Consider the following 22030-nt stretch of genomic DNA (forward strand, 5'->3'; position numbering starts at 1 on the left):
TGGGTGGGGCGGTGTGTCGGGGGGCGGGGTGATGGTGGGGGAGTTAGCGTGATCGACATGGCGGGGCGATACGGCGAGGACGTGTTGGCGGGCGACTGGCGACGGCGCAAGGTCACCCCCGAGGTGGACGCCGAACCGGATCTCGTGGTCGAGGATGCCGACTCCGGGTTCTGCGGAGCGGTGGTGGGCTTCGAGGCCGGCGCGGTGGTGTTGGAGGACCGGCACGGTAAACGGCGCAACTTCCCGCTGCTGCCGGCGGCGTTCCTGCTCGACGGCCGTCCGGTGACGCTGCGCCGCCCGACCCGCGCGGCGGTGCCGACGGCCCGTCGGCGGACCGCGTCCGGCTCGGTCGCCGTGGACAACGTCCGGGCCCAGGTGGCGAAGGCCAGCCGAATCTGGGTGGAAGGCATCCACGACGCCGCGCTGGTCGAGCGGATCTGGGGCGACGACCTACGGATCGAGGGTGTGGTGGTCGAGCCGTTGGACGGCATCGACGCCCTCGACGCCGAGGTGCGCAACTTCGGCCCCGGCCCGACCCGACGACTCGGCGTGCTCGTCGACCACCTGGTGCCGGGCAGCAAGGAGAGCCGGATCGTCGCCCGGGTGAACTCGCCGCACGTGCTGGTTACCGGGCACCCCTACGTGGACGTGTGGCAGGCGGTGAAGCCGGCCGCGTTGGGCATCGCGGCCTGGCCGGTGGTGCCGCCGGGGCGGCCGTGGAAGGAGGGGGTCTGCGCGGCCCTCGGGGTGGCCGAGCCGGCCGACATGTGGCGGCACATCCTGTCCCGGGTGAACAGCTTCGCCGACGTGGAGACCCCTCTGATCAACGCCGTGGAACGCCTCATCGACTTCGTCACCGAAGCCCCCTGACCCGACCGGTCCTTCCGGCGGTCAGGGAACCTCGTCGGGGCTGCGCGTGAAGACGAACGTGGCGATGTCGATCGCCGCCGCCCGTCCGTTGTCGTCGCGCAGCACCGACAGGATCTCGCCGTTCTCCGGGCCGGAACGTCCCCGCCAGCGGTCCGTCCCCTCGGCGGTGAACCGGCTCACCCGCTCACCGCGTACGTGGGCCACCAGGTCACCCGCGTCCCAGCTCAGGTCCAGCGAAGTGCCCATCCACCACCAGCGGCCGGTCAGCTCGGCCAACTCGGCATCCGGCGCGGCGGTGGCCGGCCGCCACGGCTGCGGGAACGCCGGCTCGGCGTCCAGCACGGTGGTCAGCAGTTCGCGGCCGAGCCCGGTGATCGGGAAGCCGTACGAGTTGGCGAAACCGACCACTGCGGTACGGGTTGGCCGGTGCACCAGGAGGGCGGCCACGTACCCGGGCATCGAGCCGCCGTGCCCGACGTACACGCGCTCGCCGTCGCGGTAGAGCTCCAGCCCCAGGCCGTGCCCGCCGGTCCAGGAGTCCAGGTCGCTGATCACCACGGGGGCACACATCTCGGTCAGCGTCTCGGCGGCCAGCACCGCCGGGTCGGGGTCGGCCAGGAACGCTGCCCAGCGGCCCAGGTCCTCGATAGTCGACCAGAGCTGCCCGGCGGGGGCCATGGCGCCGGTGTCGGTGCGGGGTTCCTCGCGCAGCGTGCCGTGCCAGGGGTGGACGACGTAGCCGCGGGCGTACGGCTCGGTGGCCGCGTAGGTGGTGCGGCGCAGGCTCAGCGGGGTGAGGATCCGTTCGTCGAGCAGGTCGGCCCAGGGTGTCCCGGTGAGCCGTTCGAGCAACCCGCCGAGCAGCCCGTACGCCAGGTTGGAGTAGTGGTACGCGCGGTGCGGCGGGTAAGCGATCTTGTCGGCGTCGACCTCGGCGAGCACTGTGGCGAGATCGACCCCCGCCGCCCGCTCCCACCAGTCGCCCTCCGGTTCGCGTTGGATGCCGCTGGCGTGGCCGAGCAGTTGGCGCACTGTGAGCTCGCCCACACCGGTGCCCGGCAGGTGCTGCTCCAGCCGGTCGTCCAGGGCCAGTCGGCCGGCGTCGCGCAACTGCATGATCAGGGTGGCGGTCATCGTCTTGCTGATCGAGCCCACCCGGTACTGCAGGTCGACATCCGGGCGGGGGTGTTCGCCGGCGACGGCCACATGCGCGAGCGTGCCGTCGCGGACCACGCCCAGCACCAGCGACGGGGTGTGACCGTCGGCCTGTGCCTGGGCGACCCGGGTGTCGATCTGTCGGGCGGTCTCGGGGAGCACTGTCAACGGGATCTCCTCGGGTCGGGCCGCCGATCGTGGTGTTTCTGACGGGCCGGAAAGGGTCTCGCAGAGCCTACTGATCTTCACGGGAAGGTCGCGCGTGCATTTGCGTGTCACGATTGGGTGGTGGACGCCGTGGTGTGGATCGTTTTGGGTGTGCTGCTGGCCGTCGCCGAGATTTTCACGACGACGCTATTTCTGATCATGTTCGGGGCCGGTGCGTTCGCCGCCGCCGGTGCGGCCGCCCTGGGCGCGCCGGTCGCCGTGCAGGCGCTGGTCTTCGCGGTGGTGTCGGCGCTGAGCCTGGTGGTGGTCCGACCGGTTATCCGGCGGCACAGCCGCTCCGCGCTGGAGAGTGGCGAGCAGCCGTTCGGCGTGGAGGCGATCGAGGGCTCCACGGCGCTGGTGCTGGAACGGGTGGACGCCGAGCAGGGTCTCGTCAAGATCGACGGTGAGTTGTGGAGCGCCCGGTCGTACGACACGACACAGGTCTACGACCCCGGTCAACGGGTTCGGGTGATAAAGGTCCGGGGCGCTACCGCCCTGGTGTGGCAGGACGATGTTTCTTCCGCCGGCGAGCTGCCGGAATCGAGAGGGTGAACGGAATGACCTTAATCGGGGTGGTGGTGATCGCGGTGGCGTTGATCGCCGTGATAACGCTGGCCAAGGCTGTGCGGATCGTGCCGCAGCAACGTCAGGACGTGGTGGAACGGCTCGGCAAGTACAAGCGCACCCTCAGCCCCGGCCTCAACCTGCTGGTGCCGTTCATCGACGCGGTCCGTACCAAGGTCGACATGCGGGAGCAGGTGGTCAGCTTCCCGCCGCAGCCGGTGATCACCTCGGACAACCTGGTGGTCTCGATCGACACGGTCCTCTACTTCAAGGTGGTCGACTCCGTCCGGGCGACCTACGAGATCTCCAGCTTCCTCCAGGCCATCGAGCAGCTGACCGTCACCACGTTGCGTAACGTGATCGGTTCGCTCGATCTGGAGCGGGCATTGACCAGCCGGGACGAGATCAACCGGCACCTCTCGGGTGTGCTGGACGAGACCACCGGCCGCTGGGGCATCAAGGTGACCCGGGTCGAGATCAAGGCGATCGAGCCGCCGGCCAGCATCCGCGACTCCATGGAGAAGCAGATGCGCGCCGAGCGGGACCGTCGTGCGGCGATCCTGACCGCCGAGGGGCACAAGCAGTCGGTGATCCTCACCGCCGAGGGTGACAAGCAGTCGGCGGTGCTGCGGGCCGACGGTGACCGGCAGGCCCGGATCCTGCAGGCCGAGGGTCAGGCGAAGGCTATCCGGACGGTCTTCGACGCGATCCACCAGGCCAACCCGAGCCAGAAGGTGCTCGCCTACCAGTACCTGCAGGCTCTGCCGCAGATCGCCCAGGGCAGCGCCAACAAGGTCTGGATCATCCCGGCCGAGCTGACCAAGGCCCTGGAGGGGATGGGTGGCGCGCTCGGTGGGCTGAGCCAGATGGTGGGGGATCTGCCCGCACCGGAGGCCGCGGACCAGGCGAGCCAGGTCGAGCGCGAGGCCGCGGAGGCGGCCCAGGCCGCGGCGGACGCCGCCCAGCAGATCCACGACGAGGTACGCGTCGCCGAGGCGCAGGCCACCGGCGGCAAGGGGTCGAAGGGGCTGCCCGCGCCGGAGCCGGTGTCGCCGACCAGCCTCGTCGAGGACCCGGCCGACCAGCGCGAGCGCGGCTGATCCTGTACGCCGGCCACCCGGTCGGCTAAATACGAGAAAGACTCATGGGGCGCTCCGACGCCTGCCACGATCGGTCCTAGGACGGGTGGTGACCAGGCAATCGGGGCGCCCCGGCGCGTCGGTGCACCGCTCGACGACGAGCGAGGTGACGCATGAAGGATCCGGCGAATCGGATGTGGTCCTCGGCCCCGGTGCCCGGCGCGCACGACCCGGTCGCCCCGCTGGGCTCCCGGCGCAGCGGTGGCGGGTTCGGCGTACTGCCCTTCGTCGGCGAGCCGACCCCGGGCGCCCCCGCCACGAACGCCAGTTGGGCCTGGTCGGTACGTCGGTTCGCGCGAGCGGCGGTCTGGCTGCTGCCCGCGTACGCCATCCTGTACGGCGCGGTGGCGATGGCCAGCGACGGAGGGGTGGGCAACGACCCCTATCCGGCCGACGGCCGGGCGGTGTACCTGATCGGTTGGGTGGCCGCGGTCTGGCTCGGCCTGCTCGCGCTGCTGGCCCTCACCGGGCTGCTGGCCGCGACCCGCAGCCGCCGGGTGGCCGCCGCCGGCCTGCTGGTCAGCATCGCCGGCACCGTGCTGATGCTGCCGTTCGCCGGGTTCGAGGAGCAGACGCCGGTCTTCGGCGCCACCGCGCGGTCACTGGTCCTGCTCGGCGCGACGTTCTACAGCGCGGGCTGGTTCCTCACCGGGTGGGCGGTGGCCCGCTCGGGCACCTTCAGCCTCGGCGACGGCGTCATGCTGATCATCGCCGCGCCGCTGCTCGGCCTCGGCGGTGCCCTGATCGGCTCGTTGCAGACCTTCGGCGCGATCTTCGTGCTGATCGCCGGCATCGGCATCGGCTACCGCTCCGGTCGCCTGATGCCCCGCGAGACCGCCAGAGACGCCGCCTCCGCCAGCCTGAGCACCCCAAACCCCTAACCCACCCACCCGGCCCCACCCACCCGGCCCCACCCACCCGGCCCCACCCACCCGGCCCCACCCACCCATCCACCCACCCGGCCTCGGGCCCGCCCCTCGCCCAGCTCCGGTGATCATGAGGTTGACGGGCGATCCCGTGATCAAACCTCCCGCTAACCCCATGATCACCGGGGCGGGGCGGGGCGGGGCGGGGCGGGGCGGGGCGGGGCGGGGGAGGCGCGGGGCTGGGGGCTGGGCTGTGGGCGTGAAGTTGCTGACAATTGGCCGGTGGGGGTGGTCGGTTGGCGGCTTTCATGGCAATCCTGGGGAGCATGGCCGCCCCCCGCTCGCCGCTGTCGCGGCTCTTCACCGTGCTGCTCGCTGGCGTGTTGGCCGGGCTTGTCCTGGCAGTCGCCGCGTTGCCGGGCAACCTGCTGCTCGGGCTCACCGCCCGCTCCGCGCTCGGGTCGTACGCCGCGTTGCCGGCCTCGCTGAAGACCCCGGCCACGCCGCAGCGTTCGTACCTCTACGCCAACGACGGCAAGACGCTGATCACCACGTTCTACGACGTGAACCGCACCGACGTCCCCCTGTCGGAGATCGCCCCGGTCATGCGGCAGGCGATCGTGGCGGCTGAGGACCGGCGCTTCTACGACCACGGTGGCGCCGACCTGCGCGGCCTGGCCCGGGCGCTGGTGGCCAACGTCAAGGGTGGCGGCACCGAGCAGGGCGGCTCGACGCTGACCATGCAGTACGTCCGTAACGTACTCAAGACCGACCCCACCCGCACCGCCGAGGAGCGTGCCGCCGCCACCGATCCCACAGTGGGCCGCAAGATCCAGGAGATCCGGTACGCGAGCGCGCTGGACAAGAGCCTCGGCAAGGACGAGATCCTCGACCGGTACCTGAACATCGCCTACTTCGGCTCCGGCGCGTACGGGATCGCGGCGGCCAGCCAGCGGTACTTCGGCAAGCCTCCGGCGCAGTTGACCCTCGCCGAGTCGGCCCTGCTGGCCGGTCTGGTGCAGTCCCCGGACGCGTACAGCCCGATCAGTGGCGACAAGGACGAGGCGCTGGCGCGCCGGTCGTACGTGCTGGACTCGATGGTCGCCACCAACGCAATCACCGCCGCGCAGGCCGCCCAGGCCAAGGCGGAGCCGCTGGCGCTGCGCCCCACCGCCCAGCCCAACGGCTGCACCGCCGTCTCCCAGGGCCACGACGACTGGGGATTCTTCTGCGACTACCTGCGCCAGTGGTGGCTGACCCAGCCGGCCTTCGGGGCGACCGTCGCCGAGCGCGAGCAGGCACTGCGTTCGGGCGGCTACACAGTGGTCACCTCGCTGGACCCGAAGATCCAGGCCACCGCGCAGCAGCAGGCCACCAAGGTCTACGGGTACGACAACAAGCGCGCCCTGCCGATCGCGGCGGTTCAGCCGGGCACCGGGCGGGTTCTGGCGATGGCGGTCAACCGGCACTACAGCCTCGCCGACAACCCGGGCGGGCAGGCGAACCACCCGAACACCGTCAACCCGCTGATCTCCGGCGGAGCCAGCGTCGACGGGTACCAGGCGGGTTCCACGTTCAAGCTGTTCACGATGCTCGCCGCGCTGGAGTCGGGCCGTACCCTCTCCACCGGTTTCGACGCGCCCGCCAAGCTGCCCACCCGGTACGCCGCCGAGGGGCCGGGCAGCTGTGACGGTCACTGGTGCCCGGCGAACGCCAACCCGGACTGGATGGACGGGTACCGGATGATGTGGGACGGCTTCGGCCGCTCGGTGAACACCTATTTCGTCTGGCTGGCCGAGCAGGTCGGCCAGGACAAGGTGGTCCAGATGGCGCAGCGGCTCGGCATCACGTTCCGCGCCGACTCGGACGCCAACTTCGCCAAGAACAACGCCGCGAACTGGGGTTCGTTCACCCTCGGCGTGGCGGCCACCACTCCGCTGGACCTGGCCAACGCGTACGCCACGGTGGCCGCCGAGGGCACCTACTGCACACCGATGCCGGTGGTCTCGGTGACCGGCGCGGACGGCACGAAGGTGCCGGTGGGGCAGCCCTCCTGCAAGCGGGTGCTCGACGCCGACGTCGCCCGTGCCGCGACCGACGCGGCCCGCTGCCCGGTGGGTCAGCAGTCGGCGTTCGGGCAGTGCAACGGTGGCACCGCCACCGGTGTGAACGACATCCTCGACGGCCGACCGGTGGCTGGTAAGACGGGTAGCTCGGAGCAGAACTCCACCGAGACGTTCGTCGGCTTCACCCCGCAGGTCGCGGTGGCCGGTATCGCCGCCAACCCGGACGACCCGGCCGACTCGGTGGGGTCGGCGGTACAGACCAAGGTGATCGACGCGGTCGCCCGGGTCATCGCCACCGCCGTGAAGGGCCAACCGGAGAAGGCCTTCGTCGCACCGAGCCGTGAGCTGGCCGGCGACGCGCGCCGCCCGGTGGAGCGCCCAACGGTCCCGGAACGCCGGCAGGACCCCACCGACGACCCCCGCTCAGCCCTCCAACGCTGGCTGGACCGCCGAGGCTGACCACCCGCCCTGACCCGCCCGCGGGGCGGGTCAGCGGTCGTGACGCCGGGGGCGGTAGCTGGCCAGGGTGGCGGGGAGGCCGCGGCGGATGATTCCGGCCCAGTCGGTGTCGCCGCGTAGCACCGCCGCGGCGGTCTTGCGGGCCTGCTCGACTGTGAAGTGCGGTGGCAGCATCAGCTCCGCCGGGTCGACCAGGGCGTTGATCACCACCGGGCGGTCGGCGGTGAGCGCGCGGTCCCAGACGTCGCGCACCTGGTCCGGTGAGTCGATCAACTCGCCGTGCAGCCCGAGCACCTCCGCCCACTGGTGGTAGGCGATGTCCGGCAACTGCTGGCTGTCCGGGAACATCGGCGTCCCCTCGGTGGAGCGCTGTTCCCAGCTGACGAACGCCAGATCCCGGTTGTTGAGCACCAGCACCACGAAGCGCGGGTCGGCCCAGCTGCGCCAGTACTTCGCCACGGTGATCAGCTCGTTGACGCCGTTCATCTGCATGGCGCCGTCGCCGATCAAGGCGACCAGCGGCCGGTCCGGGTGGGCGAACTTGGCGCTCAACGCGTACGGCATGGCACCACCCATGGACAGCAGCGTGCCGGAGAGGCTGGCCAGCATGCTGGGGCGTACCTGGATGTGTCGGGCGTACCAGGCGGTGGTGGTGCCGCAGTCGACAGCGAGCAGCACGTCGTCGGGCAGCCGCTCGTTCAGCGTGTGGAAGAGCAACTGCGGGTTGACCGGGTCGGCGGCCTGCTCGGCCAGGTCGTGCTGCACCCGGCGCCACGCCGAGGTGGCCTCGGTGACCTCCGCCCGCCAGGCGGTCGGCCCGGGGCCCGGGCCCAGTTCGTTCAGCAACGCCCGCAGCGTGGGGCGGGCGTCGCCGGTCAGGTTCACCTCGGTCGGGTACCGCAGCCCGAGCTGGGTGCCGTCCAGGTCGATCTGCACCGCGCGGGCCTGCCCGGGCTGCGGGTAGAACTCCGAGTACGGCATGTTGCTGCCCACGATCAGCAGCCGGTCGCAGCCGCTCATCAGCTGCCAGCTCGGTCGGGTGCCGAGCAGCCCGATCGCGCCGGTCACCCACGGTTCGCGGTGGTCGACGGCGGTGAAGCCGAGCAGCGCGGTGGCCACGCCGGCCCCGAGCCGGTCGGCGATCTCGCGGACCTCGTCGCGCGCGCCGAGGGCGCCCTGACCGACCAGCATGGCAACCCGTTGCCCGCCGCGCAGCACCTCGGCCGCCCGGCGCACGTCCGCCTCCGGCGGCACCGTCGGCGTGCTGCTCGGCGCGTTGCTGGTCTGGTAGTAGCCGTGGGCGTGCGGCGGGTTCGGTACGGCCGGCTCGTCCTGCAGGTCCAACGGCAGGATCAGGGCCGTGACGGTACGCCGGGCCAGCGCCGTCCGGCACGCCCGGTCGACCAGGTGGCGTACCTGCGCCGGGTGATCGAGCTGGGCCAGGAACGCCGCTGCCACGTCCTTGTAGAGGGCGAGCAGGTCGACCTCCTGGTAGTAACCGCCGCCCTCGGCGGTGGTCGCGGTGTGACCGACCAGGGCGACCACCGGTTGGTGGTCGAGCTTCGCGTCGTACAGGCCGTTGAGCAGGTGGATGGCGCCCGGCCCGCTGGTGACCAGCGCGCAGCCCAGCGGCCCGCCGCCGTACTTGACGTGCGCGGAGGCGGCGAAGCCGGCGGTCTCCTCGTGGCGGACCTGGACGAACTGGGCCCGCCCGTTGGTGCGTTGCAGCGCGGAGGTGAGACCGTTGATGCCGTCGCCGGGATAGCCGAAGTAGCGGTGTACGCCCCAGCTGAACAGTCGCGACACGATGTGGTCGGCGACGGTCGGACGCCGGGGCAGGGCGCCCGCTTCGCCCGCCGTGGTGTCGTCTGCGCTCACCTGGCTGGTCCTTCCCGTCGCGTCCCGATGTCCGTCGGCCATTCCCCTTCTTCTTCGGACAAAACACCCGGTCGGACGGGCGTCGGGGCGCACTGCTCCGCGTCCGGCAGAATCGTCGGGTGCCCGTCCACGAGATCACCGACCCTGACGACGACCGGATCGCCGACTACCGGGCGCTCACCGACGTCGAGCTGCGCACCCGCTGGGAACCACCGCACGGCCTGTTCATCGCCGAGGGGGAGCTGGTGCTGCGCCGGGCGCTGCGCGCGGGCTACCCGGCCCGGTCGTACCTGGTCGACGCCAAGCGGGTCGACCAGCTCGCCGACCTGGACACCGGCGACGCGCCGGTCTACGCAGCGACCCAGGATGTGCTGCAACGTGCCACCGGCTTCCACGTACACCGGGGGGTGCTGGCGTCGTTCCACCGCCGGCCGCTGCCGACGGCGGCCGAGGTGCTCGCCGCCGCGCGCCGGGTCGTGCTCCTGGAGGACGTGAACAACCACACCAACCTCGGTGCGGTCTTCCGGGGTGCCGCCGCGCTCGGCATCGACGCGGTGCTGCTGTCGCCGTCCTGCGCCGACCCGCTGTACCGGCGCAGTGTGCGGGTCAGCATGGGTGAGGTCTTCGCGATGCCGTACGCGAAGCTCGACCGCTGGCCCGAGGGCCTGGACCAGGTACGGGAGGCCGGCTTCACAGTGCTCGCCATGACGCCCGCGCCGGACGCCGTACCGATCCAGCGGTTGACCCCGGCGCAGCGCGAGCGGGCGGCGCTGCTGCTCGGTGCCGAGGGGCCCGGCCTCACCGCGGCGGCCCAGGCCGCCAGCGACGTGCGGGTGGTCCTTCCGATGCGCCGCGGCGTGGATTCGTTGAACGTGGCCGCTGCGGCGGCGGTGGCGTTCTGGGAGCTGGGCCGCGAGGATCCGCCGTTCGGCGGCGAGTAGACCGCATCGGCTTGCATGGCCATGCGTTCTATTGCATAATTTTCCCCGTGTCCAAGGTTCTCACCTCCCTGCCCACCGGCGAACGTGTCGGCATCGCCTTCTCCGGCGGCCTCGACACCTCGGTCGCGGTCGCGTGGATGCGCGACAAGGGCGCCATTCCCTGCGCCTACACCGCCGACATCGGCCAGTACGACGAGCCCGACATCGCGTCGGTGCCCGGCCGTGCGCTCAGCTACGGCGCCGAGGTCGCCCGCCTGGTCGACTGCCGCGCCGCCCTGGTCGAGGAGGGCCTGGCCGCGTTGACCTGCGGCGCCTTCCACATCCGCACCGGCGGGCGGGCGTACTTCAACACCACCCCGCTGGGCCGCGCCGTGACCGGCACCCTGCTGGTGCGCGCGATGGTCGCCGACGACGTCCAGATCTGGGGCGACGGCTCGACCTTCAAGGGCAACGACATCGAGCGGTTCTACCGGTACGGCCTGCTGGCCAACCCGATGCTGCGCATCTACAAGCCGTGGCTCGACACCGCCTTCGTCACCGAGCTGGGTGGGCGTAAGGAGATGTCCGAGTGGCTGCTCGAACGCGGCCTGCCCTACCGGGACAGCACCGAGAAGGCGTACTCGACCGACGCCAACATCTGGGGTGCCACGCACGAGGCGAAGACCCTGGAGCACCTCGACACCGGCATCGAGACGGTCAACCCGATCATGGGCGTCCGCTTCTGGGACCCGTCGGTGGAGATCCCGACCGAGGACGTCACCATCGGCTTCGACCAGGGCCGCCCGGTCACGATCAACGGCAAGGAGTTCGGCAGCGCCGTCGACCTGGTGCTGGAGGCCAACGCCATCGGCGGCCGGCACGGCCTGGGCATGTCGGACCAGATCGAGAACCGGATCATCGAGGCCAAGAGCCGGGGCATCTACGAGGCGCCCGGGATGGCGCTGCTGCACTACGCGTACGAGCGGCTGGTCAACGCCATCCACAACGAGGACACCCTGGCGAACTACCACAACGAGGGTCGCCGCCTCGGTCGGCTGATGTACGAGGGCCGCTGGCTGGACCCGCAGGCGCTGATGCTGCGCGAGTCGTTGCAGCGGTGGGTCGGCACGGCGGTCACCGGCGAGGTGACGTTGCGGCTGCGTCGGGGCGAGGACTACTCGATCCTGGACACCACCGGCCCGTCGTTCAGCTACCACCCGGACAAGCTGTCGATGGAGCGCACCGAGGACTCGGCGTTCGGCCCGTCGGACCGGATCGGCCAGCTCACCATGCGCAACCTGGACATCGCCGACTCGCGGTCGAAGCTGGAGCAGTACGCCTCCCTCGGCCTGGTCGGTGGCGGGAACCCGCAGCGGATGATCGGGGCCGAGCAGGCGGCCTCGACCGGGTTGATCGGCGCGATGCCCGAAGGCGGCGCGGAAGCCATCGCCTCCCGGGGCGTCGCCTCGGCCGAGGACGAGGCGCTCGACCGCGCCGCGATGGAGTTCGGCGTCGACTGACCCCTCTCGCCGGTGGCAAGTCGAGTTCCGGCGTCACGGACGGTAGCGTGTCGGCCGTGTTCCCTACCGTCCGTGAGGTCCTCGCCCTGGACCCGGTCCGTCACGGCGCGCCCCGCGTGGTCGCCGGCGACGAGGGGCTGGACCGACCCGTCCGGTGGGTGCACGTCGCCGAGGTGCCGGACATCGCCACCCTGCTCGGCGGTGGCGAACTGGTGCTCACCACCGGCATCGGTCTGCCCGGGGACGACGCCGGGTTGCGCGCGTTCATTGGTGATCTCGCCGACGTCGGAGTCTCCGGACTCGTCGTCGAGCTGGGCCGCCGGTACGTCAGCGGTGTGCCGCGGGTGATGGCCGCCGCCGCCGAGCGGCGTGGGCTGCCCCTGGTGGAGCTGCGCCGGGCCACCCCGTTCGTCCGGATCACCGAGGCGGTGCACGCGCTGATCGTCGACGCGCAGCTCACCGAGCTGCGCGCCACCGAGGAGATCCACCAGCGGTTCAACGACCTGTCCGTCGAGGGCGCCGACGCCACCGAGGTGATCCGACAGGCCGCCGAGCTGTCCGGTTGCCCCGTGGTGCTGGAGAACCTGTCCCGGCAGGTGCTCGGGTACGACCCGGCGGGCGAGAGCGCTGAGCTGCTGCTGGACGGCTGGGAGCAGCACTCCCGGCGGATCCGCCCGGCCGGGCGGACCGCGTACGACCCGGACAGCGGTTGGCTGGTGACCACCGTCGGTGCCCGGGGGCAGGACTGGGGTCGGCTGCTGCTGCGCTGGCCGGCCAGCGGCGACGTGCCCAGCGCCCAGGCCGTCGAATCGAACGCCGGCTCGCCCACCCGGCTCACCATCCTGATCGAGCGGGCCGCGTCCACCCTCGCGCTGGGCCGGCTGATCCGCCGCGACGCCGAGGGCTTGGAGCGACAGATCCATCGCACCCTGCTCACCGCGCTGCTCGACCACTCCCGCCCGGTGGACGAGGTGGGGCTGCGGGCCAAGGCGCTCGGCGTGGTGCTCGACCGGCGGCACCTGGTCGGCGTGATGGTCCGGCACCGCGCCGACGACCCCGCCGGGGAGGTCGGCCCCGAGGCCGGCCAGGCCCGGCTACGTGATCTCTCCGAGGCGGTCGGCCAGGCCCTGCGGGAGGCGAAGCTGACCGCGCTGACCAGCGCCGTCGACGACAACTCGGTGGGCGCGCTGCTGGCCCTGCCGGACCCGGCCGCCGAGGACCGCGCGCTGTCCGCGTTCGCCAGCGCCCTTCGTCGGGTACGCCTCGACGCCGGCACCGGCCGACCGGCACCCGGTGTCGAACCGGCGCGGAATGCCTCCGGCGCCGACGTGTCCCGTCCCGCATCCGACGCTTCCCGTGCGACGGTCGGCGCCGATCCGGCCCGCACTGGCTTCGGCGTAGATCCGACCCGCGCGGCGCTCGGTGTCGAGGCCGCTCGGTCGGGGGTCGGTGTCGACCCGTTCCGGGGTGCTGGTCCGGGTGGCGTGATCGTGGCCGCCGGCTCCGGGGTGGGCACCCTGCGGGAGGCCCGACGGTCGCTGGTCGAGGCGCGGCAGATCGCCGAGGCGGCCCGGCGTGACCGGCGTGACCTGCCGATCTTCCGGCTGCCGCACGTGGGTCTGGCCGGGCTGCTGCACCTGCTGCGCGACGAGCCCCGCCTGCAGACGTTCGTGGAGCGTGAACTCGGCGCGCTGTTGGAGTACGACGCCCGGCACCCCCGGGAACGGCTGCTCGACACCCTGCGCGCCTACCTGGAGCAGGGGCGCAACAAGTCGGCCGGTGCCGCCGCCGCCCACCTGTCCCGGCCGGCCTTCTACGAACGCCTGGCCCGGATCGCTCGCATCCTCGACGTGGACCTGGATTCGGTAGAGGCCAGCCTCTCCCTACACGTAGCCCTACTGGCCCTGGAAGCAGTCCGCACCCCCTAACCCCCCCGTCCCACCCCGCCCCCCACCCCGCGCCCGCCCGCGGTGATCAAGAGGTTTGCGTCAGAAATCGCGCACGCGATGACGCAAACCTCTTGATCACCGCGGGCAAGAGGCCGGTGGGGACGCCGGGGGAGGGGGTGGGGTGGGGTGGGGTTTAGGTGAGGGAGTTCAGGGCTTTTGCGTAGGTGGGGGGGATGTGGTTGGGGCCGCCGGGGGTGAAGACGTCCGAGTTGGCCACCGCGGACCAGGCCGTCTCCGGGACGGCGTCGACCAGGGCCTGGATCACCGGGGCGTCGCGCCACTGGTCCTGCTCGGCGAGCAGGCCGAGGGCCACCACCGACTCCTCGACCTCGCCCACGCACTCGAACGGCTTGTGCCCGTCCACGCCCAGCAACTCGCGGTAGCCGGGGATCTGCGACTCGTCGGCCAGCAGGTCGCCGCCGAAGATGTGGGTGACCCGCTCCCGCGGCATGAACGGCGCCATGGCCAGGAAGACGAAGCGGCACTTCGGGCAGTCACGGCACCAGCGCTCACTCGCGTCGCGCAGCTTGAACGCCTGGTTGCAGCTGGTCACCACGTCGTCGTACCGGGTGAACTCGGCGAACAGCCGGGCGATGTGCAGTTCGGACAGCGAACGCAGCAGGGAGAAGTACGGGTCGGTCAGGCCGGCGTGCTCGGCCAGCGACGCCCGCAGCAGCCCCTCCGCCTCGACGCCCTTGGACCACTGGTGGTTGATTTCGTGGCCGTTCCAGACCAGGTTCGGGTCGGACGCCGAACGCTCGTTGGACATCACCACCGGGCCCAGCCCGTGCAGGACGGCGGTGGCCACGGCGATCAGGGAGTTGATGGCGGTGACCGGGATGTGCCCGTTCAGCGCGCCGGCCGCGTTCAGGTCGAACAGCACCGGGTCGATGCGCCGCCGGGCGGCCAGCGGGACCAGCCCGGACGCCTCGTTGACGGCGACGATCACGTGGTTCGGGTTGACCGAGAACGGCACCGGGTCCAACTCGGCGCGGCGCAGTGCCTCCAGGCTGACGATCGAGTCCTTACCGCCGCCGACCGCCGAGAGCGGGCGACGGTCCGAGTCGTCGTACACCCGGGGTGACTCCGGCGTGCCGGCCGGCACCTCCGGGCGCAGCTCGAGCACGTGCGGCAGTTGGTTGCGGTACGCGTACTCCGCGAGGCCCCTGGTGTAGACGGCCGTGACGTAGTCGACGGTGGCCGCGCCCAGCGGTGCCGGCAGCACGAGTCGGGGCGGCGCGGCGGCCTTGTAGTAACTGACCCCGGCGACGAGGTGCAGCACCTCCAGCACCCGGTTGAGGGTCGCCACCGTCTCGTCGGAGGGCGGCTCCGCCGGCAGCGGAAGTGTGATCACCTCGGTGAACCGCTGCTCACCGGCCGGGCCGGTCAGGGCGTAGTCGAACAACACCTCGCCGGTGGCGAAGTCGATCGAGTAGGACGGGAAGGTGAAGGCGTCCATCCGCCGGAGCTGCTCGTTGGGCACACGCCATACTAGGCCCTGGTTCGTCCGGCCGTGTCCGGACCGGGCCCGCCCTGCCGCCGCCGTGACCCACGAGGAGAGCCCCGTGCGCCTTTCTGACCTGCGCGGACGTACCGTCGCCGTCTGGGGCACCGGTCGGGAGGGCCGGGCCGCTGTGACCGCCATCGCCGCGCACGGCCCGGCCGAGCTGGTCGCCGTGGACGACAGCGCGAACTTCCTGTCGCTGCCCTGGGACGGACCCCTGGCCGAGGCGGCCCCGCTGGTCACCGGCGAGGCAGGCTTCGAACGGCTGGCCGCCGCGGACGTGGTGGTCCGCTCCCCGGGCGTGCCGCAGACCCACCCGTGGCTGATCGAGCTGCGCCGGCGCGGGATCCTGGTGACCCAGGGCACCGCGTTGTGGATGGCCGACCACGCCGCGCGCACCGTCGGGGTCACCGGCAGCAAGGGCAAGAGCACCACCTCCAGCCTGATCAGTCACCTGCTCACCGCGATGGGGCGGCCGAACGTCTTCGGCGGCAACATCGGGGTGCCGACCCTGGACCTGCCGGACGCCGAGCTGTACGTGTTGGAGTTGTCCAGCTACCAGTGCAGCGACCTCACCGACTCGCCCCGGGTGGCGGTGGTCACCGCGCTCTTCCCCGAGCACCTGGACGCGCACGGTGGGGAGCGGGAGTACTACCGGGACAAGCTCAACCTGCTCGCCCACGACCCGCAGACGATAGTGGTCAACGGCGGCGACCCGCGCCTCGCCGCGGAGCTGGGTGAGCTGCCGGCGGTCCGCGCCGGTCGCCCCGACACCACCCACGTCGCCACCGGCGCCGACGGCACGCAGTGGTTCCACTTCGGTGACCAGCCGCTCTTCCCGCGTGCGGTGCTGCCGCTGGTCGGCCGCCACAACGAGGGCAACCTCTGTGTCGCGCTCGCCGTCCTCGACGCGCTCGGCGTGGACGTGGTGGCCGGTAAGGACCACCTCGCCGTCGCGGTCGCCGAGTTCCAGGGGCTGGCCCACCGGCTCACCGAGATCACCGACCCGTCCGGGCTGACGTTCGTCGACGACACCCTGGCCACCAGCCCGTACGCGGCGATGCACGCCATCGACGCGTACGACGGGCGGCCGTTGACGGTGATCGTCGGGGGCAACGACCGGGGTCTGGACTACACGCCGTTGGCCGAGCACCTGGCCGAGCGGGAACTGACCGTGATCGGGATTCCGGACAGCGGCACCCGCATCGTCGAGGTGCTCGCCGGCCTGCCGAAGGTGCGTACCGAACTGGTCGACGACCTGGTGGACGCGGTCCGGCTGTCCCGCGAGGTGACCCCGGCCGGCGGGGTAGTTCTGCTGTCGCCGGCCGCGCCCAGCTACGGCCGGTTCCGCAACTTCGAGCACCGCTCCGAGGTCTTCGCCCAGGCCGTCGCCGACACCGCCGATTCAGCCTGACCGGGTCCGCCTCACATTGCCCAGAGGATCACCATGCCGATGACGACGAAGGCCATGAGGAGGCTTGCGGCCGCGACGTTGCGCATCGGCAATCGCTCCCGCTCGGTCACGTTGCCGGCCTCGTCGGCGGCGCGCCACTCACCGTCGATGAGGACCCACTCTCGAACGTCGTTGGTGGGCGAGTAGGGCATTGCGGGCATGACCGGCGTGAGGTCGGCCGGATGCGGACGGACGATGGCGCTCTGCGCGCCGGTGCGCCACCGCCGCCACGCCGGTTCGGTCTTGACTGGTCGGCCGGCATCGATGTCGTCCCAGGTCTTCAGCCAGGTGGCCCGCTGAGCCTCGTCGAGACCGACGGCCTGCAGAAAGCTCTCGGTGAGACCTCGGGCCGGCAATGTGCCTCGCTGGAAGGCGTTGCACAAGGTCGACGCCGGAACTCGGCGTGGGTAAGCCTCGCTGATCTCGGCGATGCGTCTGAAGGTCATCCCCGACCACTCGCGCAGCTTTTTGAGCGCGTCGTTGTACTCAATCTTCGTGCTTGCCTCGGTCGGGTCCGGGGGATCCATCCCGGCGTCCCGAGGCGACACCGTCCGCGTCGCCCTCTTCTCGACCGCGAGCATGTCGTGGATCTTCACCCGCCGGGCGAGCCATGTTGCCGGATCGCCACCGCATGCCTTGACGAACGCCTTGAGTAGCGCCTCGCTCGGTAGTTGATGACCCTGATCGACCGCGTGAACAGTGCTGGGGGAGTAGTAGTTGCTCTGGGCGATGGCGGCATACGTCATGCCCGCCTGTTGGCGTAGCTGACGCAGGTCGAACCCGAATTGGGCGACCTGACCGGACTCTGGGTCCGCTGGGGGAATGCTCCTCGGTGGCATCGTCATCTCCGACCGCGTCCCGAGCGCGGCCCCCGAAGGCGAGGGCCGCGCTCGGACCACGACTAGGCCTCGCGCACGCGCAGGCTCAGCCGGGCCGTCGCCGCCGTCGCGGCTGCCACGAGGGCGGCCGCCACGAACGGGTCGACACCGGTCAGGACGAGAACGGTGAGGAAGACCAGCACCACCACCAAGACCGCCACGACGACCGGGTACCGCCGGCGGCGCGGCCCGAGGACCGCACCGACGACGAACGCGATCACGACGCAGATGAACACCGTGGTGAGGATCTGCGGCATGGCCGCGGGCAGGATTGCGCCAGAGAAGGGCATGGACACTCCTTGATCAACTTTGATCTACCGATATGGGAGCTGTGAGCTGGCCGTGCGGGCGGGCTTGTCGAACGCAACGGTTGGTCCGCCGTCGTGTCGCCCCGCAGGGATTGACCCGGTACTCAGCATGGCGAGGCGGCGACCCGTGCCCAAGCCAGCAGCGTTGGAAGCCCGTGTATCGCGTCCGGGCGAGACAGAAACAAGGCCTATGTCCTTTTGGGGCCTTATCGACAGGAACGGGCGGGACCGAACGGGCGGAACAGGTGATCCGAACCGGTGAACGGAATACCCGCGACGTTCGGAACAGGGTCTCCGAACGTCACACCCGTTCCGGAGGGCTCCGGTGAGGGCTTAACAATGACGATGCGCAGACACGTACCAGACGGGTGCTTGTGGCACCGATGGTCAACGATGCGGGTCTATCCAGGGGAGCTGGATGAGCGCACTGGAGGGTCGACTGATTGGTCCCAGTCGATCAGGGTCGAGGGGCGGTTGCCGCGGACGGTGTCACTCATCGAAGAGCATGCACAGTTCGTGCCTGTCTACATCTCCGCCCTGCAAGCGCCGTCGCGTCCGGGCTCAGCGAGACCAGCCCGGCCGCGGCGGCGAACCTGGTGCTCATAGGCACCCTCCCCACGACTTCGTAGCTCCTGATTAAAACAAACGTTCCAAGGTGCTCCCGTGGCCTAACCGTACTGAGTGGTTACTCAGCGCACCATTCCGGACATTCCCAGCTCAGAGCACGACAGTCAGGCCCGGCTGGCCTCGTGCAGGGCGCGCATCGAGCGGATCGCCGAGCGGATCTCCTGGAGGTAGCGCCCCGGCGTGAGCGTCTGCTCGGGCAGCACCGCCAGGTCGATGAGCGTCGGGTCCACCCCGACCGTGTCGATGGCGCACCCGTACGGCACGGCCAGCGTGCGCAGCGCATCGCAGTGCTGGAACGGCACGTAGATCGGCGCGGTGACCATCAGGACCTTGTCGCCCGGCGCGAGCCGGACGTGGGCGGCCCAGAACCGCTGGGTGTCGGCGGTGTGGGCCCGCCGCTGGTCGGGTTCGCTGGACGGCGCGGCCAGTACCCGGATCGGCGGCAGCCCATCCGGTCGGTAGGTCCGCGACGACCAGGAGTGGTGCGGGTGGCCGGCGTCCACACCGTCCTGCTCGGCCGGGGCGGCCACCTCGAACACCCGGCGGACGGCCGTGTCCAGCACATCCACCTCGGTCTCGTCGGCCGGTAGGCCCGCCTCGGCGAGCGTGCGGCGTTCCCGGTCCGACAGTGGCCGGAAGCTGCCCAGGACGGCGACCTCGCCGCTCACCGGTAGGCCGGCGCGGAGCAGGTGCGCGGCGTAGGCGACGCGTCGTACGCAGGCGTGTGCCAGGCCGCCGAGCACCACCAGGTGGGCGTACGCCGACCGGGCTGGCGGCACCGGGTGGATCAGCCCGAGCGCGGCAGCCGCGTTGAGCACCAGTGTCGCGGTGGTGCCGTCGAGGTCGGGCTCCCGGGCGTCGGGTCGTTCCCGGCCGCCCCGGAAGTCCCAGTGGCGGGCGGAGAAGTCGTCGAGGAAGCGGAGCACGTCGGTGAGATCACCGTCGGGCCAGGTGCCGCCGAAGTGGGCGACGAGGCCGCGGAGCGGGGTGGAGCAGACCCAGGTTCGAATCTCCGCCGTGATCCGCTCGTCGTCCGTTCCGGTCGACGGCGCCGCGTCCGCTCTGTGCACAGCCGGATGCTACCGGCCCGCTGCGGCGGGGCCGGTGGTTGTGGTTGCTGTCTACGCTGGCGGGAGCGGCGGATTGGGGGATCTCGATGACCCGTGACGTGGCCCGTCAGCGGTTACGGCAAAGTGGCGGCTCCACCGCAGGCTTCGTCCGGCTGGTGGCGCACACCGACCCGGTGGCGTTGGTCGGCATCACGCTGTCGATCACCCTCAGCATCGTGCTCGACCTCAGCAACGCCGCCTCCGGGGTGGAGTCGCTGTTGGCCGGCCTGATGGGCATCACCATCTCGCTGTTGGTCGACTCACTGGCCCGCGCGGAGCGCCGCTTCCACCTGCGCACCCTGTTGGACGGCCCGCCCTGGCTGGTCCGCACCACCACGGAGTTGGCCGGGGCCATCCGGGAGGCGGCCGAGCAGCACGCGGGTACCCGGGTCGCGGTGGAGGCGCAGCGGCGCTACGAGCAGTTCCGGTTGGAGGCCGAGCAGCTCGCCGACGGTCGGATCATCCGGCGCGGCGACGAGGACGAGGATCTGGTCGGCGCCACCCGCGCCTGCCTACGTCGGCTGGACGGGTTGACCAACGTGATGCCCCGGGTGAGCGGGGAGCTGAGCTGGTGGCGCAGTGAGATCGGCCGGCGCTACTGGGAGGCCAACGTGGAGGCCCTGCAACGGGGTGTCCAGATCACCCGGGTCTTCGTCTACGCCCAGCTGACCGACGATCTGTCCGCCCTGGTGGAGAAGCAGCGCGCGGCCGGGGCGCGGGTGGGTCTGCTGCCTCTCGGGATGGTGAGTCCGCACCTGCACGTGAATTTGACACTCTGGGACGGGTCGAGCTGTTGGGAGGCCCACATGACCGCGCACGGCGAGATCGGCGAGAACCAGTTCTCGGTCAACCGGACGGACGTCGCTCGGCTCACCCGCGTGTTCGACCTCTGCGCGAACGCCGCGACCTTCCAGGACTGACGGCCCCCCACCGGGGCGGGAACGGGTGAGCCATGACGTGGAGCGCGGTCCTGCTGGTGACGGCCGTGGTGTGGGCGGTCAGCGTGATCCGCTCCGTCCGGCTCCGCGCGCTGGTCTACAGCCTGCCGCTGCCGATGACGCTCGCCCTGGTCACCACCGAGTACCGGGTGGACGGCGCGCAGATGCTCGGGGTGCTCGGGCTCAACCTCTTCTTCGTCACCGTGGCGGTCACCCACCAGCGGTGGCGTTGGCCGATCCTGCTCGCCGACGTCGCGGGGATCGCCGTCTACGTGGCGTTGAGCGCCGGCCTGTTGGCCGTCGACATTCCGTTCGAGGTGGCCCTCGCCGGCACGCTCGTGCTCTGGCTGGCGGCCATCCTGTGGCTGCGCCGTCGCGCCCGCCAACGTGGGGCTTCCGTCGAGGAGGCGGCCGCCGTCGCGGAGACCCGCCCGGACGGGCTGCCGGCGTTGCTCAAGCTGGTGGTGATTTTCGTTGGGGCGGTCCTCACTCAACTGCTCGGCGCGGTGCTGCGCGGGATGGTGGTGACGTTCCCGTACTCGGGGGTGCTGGTCGCCGTCGAGGCCCGCCGGCAGTTGGCCGAGTTCAGTCGGCACTTCGCCCGCAACAGCCTCGCGCTGGTCGGCTTCCTCACCGCGTACCACTACCTTCAGGACGTCTCGTCGGCTGCGGCGCTGGGCGCCGGCTGGGGGGCCTTCGCGGTGGTCGCCGCCGCCCTGCACCTGCCGTTGCGCCCCCGCCAGGTTGCGCACGCGCGAGCGGCGAGCAGCCGCCCGCCGAGGGCATCGCGGCCGGCGACCGAGCCACAGACACCTACCGGGCTTCCCTGACCAGCTCGGCGATCCGGGTGAGCGGTTCGGCGTACGCGGGCCAGTCGAGGCCGTCGACGCTGAGCGTGGGACGCCGGCGTACGCCGTCCACCGCGCCCGCGCGCACGGCCGCGGTCAGCAGGTCGTACGACCAGGCGGGCTCCAGCAGTGTCCGAAGCGCGGGCACCTCCGGGCGGAGCAGCGACAGCGCGCCCACGAGAGCGGCGGCGGCCCAGTTGGACGTGCCGCCGACGAGCAGCGCGTCCGCGCCCACCACGCACCGGATCCGTTCGCCGGAGGCGACCACCCGTCCGATCAGGTCTGCCGGTAGGCGGCCCATGCCGAGTTCGTTGCCACCGTCGCCGATGCCGATCCGATACGCCGACCCGGAGGTGTAGAGCCGGTCCAGGGGCGCCGTGTGCGCGCCGATGTCCTCGCCGCGCATGTTGCGCGGCCGACCGTCCACACCGGGTCCGACCCGTTCGCAGGCGATGAGGTGGGTCAGCCGGCCGTACTCGGGGCGGAGGGCGGCGGCCCACTCCTCGTACCCTCGCAGCGGCGCGACGTCGACCGGCAGGCCCGGCGCGGCGGCGGCGACGGCCGTCTCGACCACCGGGGCGCAGGGCTCGTCGGTGACGAGCCGGCACCGGCCACCGAGCAGGCGCAGCGCGGCGCCGATCTGGACCGCGCCGAGCGGGCCGTCGGTCTCCGCGGCGGGTGGCTCGGCGCCGGGGATGAAGAACCCGGTGAACACCGCGGCGTCGGGCGCCCCGGCGGCGGCGAGCGACCGGGCGGCGGCCAGCAGTCC

The 22030-nt window shown here is 71.5% G+C and carries 18 protein-coding genes; 11 read left to right on the forward strand and 7 right to left on the reverse strand.

Annotation, left to right across the window (positions count from 1 at the left end):
• Positions 1-57 precede the first annotated feature (57 nt).
• The gene (locus GUI43_RS21735) at positions 58-870 is read left to right on the forward strand and encodes a DUF3097 domain-containing protein (protein ID WP_112583304.1); all 813 of its coding nucleotides are present in this window, start codon (positions 58-60) and stop codon (positions 868-870) included.
• A gap of 21 nt (positions 871-891) precedes the next feature.
• Here GUI43_RS21735 and GUI43_RS21740 read toward each other — a convergent pair whose 3' ends face one another.
• Positions 892-2193: a serine hydrolase domain-containing protein gene (locus tag GUI43_RS21740; RefSeq protein ID WP_112603418.1), complete on the reverse strand. Its 1302-nt coding sequence runs from the start codon at positions 2191-2193 to the stop codon at positions 892-894.
• 120 nt (positions 2194-2313) lie between these two features.
• Between GUI43_RS21740 and GUI43_RS21745 the strand changes: the two genes are divergently transcribed.
• From GUI43_RS21745 to GUI43_RS21760, 4 genes are all read left to right on the forward strand, one after another.
• A complete protein-coding gene (locus GUI43_RS21745; protein ID WP_091403880.1) occupies positions 2314-2787 on the forward strand; it encodes an NfeD family protein in 474 nt (157 codons plus the stop codon).
• A 5-nt stretch (positions 2788-2792) separates the two neighbouring features.
• Positions 2793-3899: an SPFH domain-containing protein gene (locus GUI43_RS21750; protein ID WP_112603416.1), complete on the forward strand. Its 1107-nt coding sequence runs from the start codon at positions 2793-2795 to the stop codon at positions 3897-3899.
• A gap of 152 nt (positions 3900-4051) precedes the next feature.
• Positions 4052-4819 (forward strand): hypothetical protein, encoded by a 768-nt coding sequence (locus tag GUI43_RS21755; RefSeq protein WP_112699662.1) that lies wholly within the window; start codon positions 4052-4054, stop codon positions 4817-4819.
• A gap of 311 nt (positions 4820-5130) precedes the next feature.
• Positions 5131-7329 carry a transglycosylase domain-containing protein gene (locus GUI43_RS21760; RefSeq protein ID WP_249037813.1) on the forward strand — a complete coding sequence of 733 codons (2199 nt, stop codon included), beginning with the start codon at positions 5131-5133 and terminating at the stop codon, positions 7327-7329.
• A gap of 30 nt (positions 7330-7359) precedes the next feature.
• On the opposite strand, the gene GUI43_RS21765 is transcribed toward GUI43_RS21760, so the two are convergent.
• A complete protein-coding gene (locus GUI43_RS21765) occupies positions 7360-9249 on the reverse strand; it encodes a thiamine pyrophosphate-requiring protein (RefSeq protein ID WP_373861039.1) in 1890 nt (629 codons plus the stop codon).
• A 50-nt stretch (positions 9250-9299) separates the two neighbouring features.
• Between GUI43_RS21765 and GUI43_RS21770 the strand changes: the two genes are divergently transcribed.
• Genes GUI43_RS21770 through GUI43_RS21780 form a run of 3 tightly spaced genes read left to right on the forward strand, consistent with a single transcriptional unit; the run spans position 9300 to position 13575 of the window.
• Entirely contained in the window at positions 9300-10148 is an 849-nt protein-coding gene (locus GUI43_RS21770; RefSeq protein WP_225855454.1) for a TrmH family RNA methyltransferase, read from the forward strand.
• Positions 10149-10195: 47 nt separating this feature from the next.
• Entirely contained in the window at positions 10196-11647 is a 1452-nt protein-coding gene (gene argG / locus GUI43_RS21775; RefSeq protein ID WP_112582975.1) for an argininosuccinate synthase, read from the forward strand.
• 56 nt (positions 11648-11703) lie between these two features.
• Positions 11704-13575, forward strand: a complete 1872-nt coding sequence (locus GUI43_RS21780; protein WP_170158768.1) for a PucR family transcriptional regulator ligand-binding domain-containing protein — start codon at positions 11704-11706, stop codon at positions 13573-13575.
• A gap of 154 nt (positions 13576-13729) precedes the next feature.
• Here GUI43_RS21780 and GUI43_RS21785 read toward each other — a convergent pair whose 3' ends face one another.
• A complete protein-coding gene (locus GUI43_RS21785) occupies positions 13730-15079 on the reverse strand; it encodes a MurL-like N-terminal domain-containing (RefSeq protein ID WP_091403911.1) in 1350 nt (449 codons plus the stop codon).
• Positions 15080-15161: 82 nt separating this feature from the next.
• Between GUI43_RS21785 and murD the strand changes: the two genes are divergently transcribed.
• Positions 15162-16514 carry a UDP-N-acetylmuramoyl-L-alanine--D-glutamate ligase gene (gene murD / locus GUI43_RS21790; protein ID WP_112699671.1) on the forward strand — a complete coding sequence of 451 codons (1353 nt, stop codon included), beginning with the start codon at positions 15162-15164 and terminating at the stop codon, positions 16512-16514.
• Positions 16515-16525: 11 nt separating this feature from the next.
• On the opposite strand, the gene GUI43_RS21795 is transcribed toward murD, so the two are convergent.
• From GUI43_RS21795 to GUI43_RS21805, 3 genes are all read right to left on the reverse strand, one after another.
• Positions 16526-17398, reverse strand: coding sequence for a helix-turn-helix domain-containing protein (locus tag GUI43_RS21795; RefSeq protein ID WP_112699665.1), 873 nt, complete (start codon positions 17396-17398; stop codon positions 16526-16528).
• A 56-nt stretch (positions 17399-17454) separates the two neighbouring features.
• On the reverse strand, positions 17455-17721 hold the full coding sequence (locus GUI43_RS21800; RefSeq protein WP_112699666.1) for a hypothetical protein: 267 nt from the start codon (positions 17719-17721) through the stop codon (positions 17455-17457).
• Positions 17722-18470: 749 nt separating this feature from the next.
• Positions 18471-19436 (reverse strand): hypothetical protein, encoded by a 966-nt coding sequence (locus GUI43_RS21805; protein WP_112699667.1) that lies wholly within the window; start codon positions 19434-19436, stop codon positions 18471-18473.
• Between the two features lie 86 nt (positions 19437-19522).
• On the opposite strand from GUI43_RS21805, the gene GUI43_RS21810 reads away from it, so the two are divergent.
• Positions 19523-20395 (forward strand): hypothetical protein, encoded by an 873-nt coding sequence (locus GUI43_RS21810; RefSeq protein ID WP_112699668.1) that lies wholly within the window; start codon positions 19523-19525, stop codon positions 20393-20395.
• A gap of 32 nt (positions 20396-20427) precedes the next feature.
• Positions 20428-21243: a hypothetical protein gene (locus GUI43_RS21815; protein WP_112699669.1), complete on the forward strand. Its 816-nt coding sequence runs from the start codon at positions 20428-20430 to the stop codon at positions 21241-21243.
• Here GUI43_RS21815 and GUI43_RS21820 read toward each other — a convergent pair.
• On the reverse strand, positions 21227-22030 hold an 804-nt coding region (locus tag GUI43_RS21820; RefSeq protein WP_112699670.1), incomplete at its 5' end, for a glutamate cyclase domain-containing protein. The two genes, GUI43_RS21815 and GUI43_RS21820, sit on opposite strands and share 17 nt — an antisense overlap.

It is taken from the genome of Micromonospora noduli, from assembly GCF_003264365.1.
Taxonomy (GTDB): Bacteria; Actinomycetota; Actinomycetes; order Mycobacteriales; family Micromonosporaceae; genus Micromonospora; species Micromonospora noduli.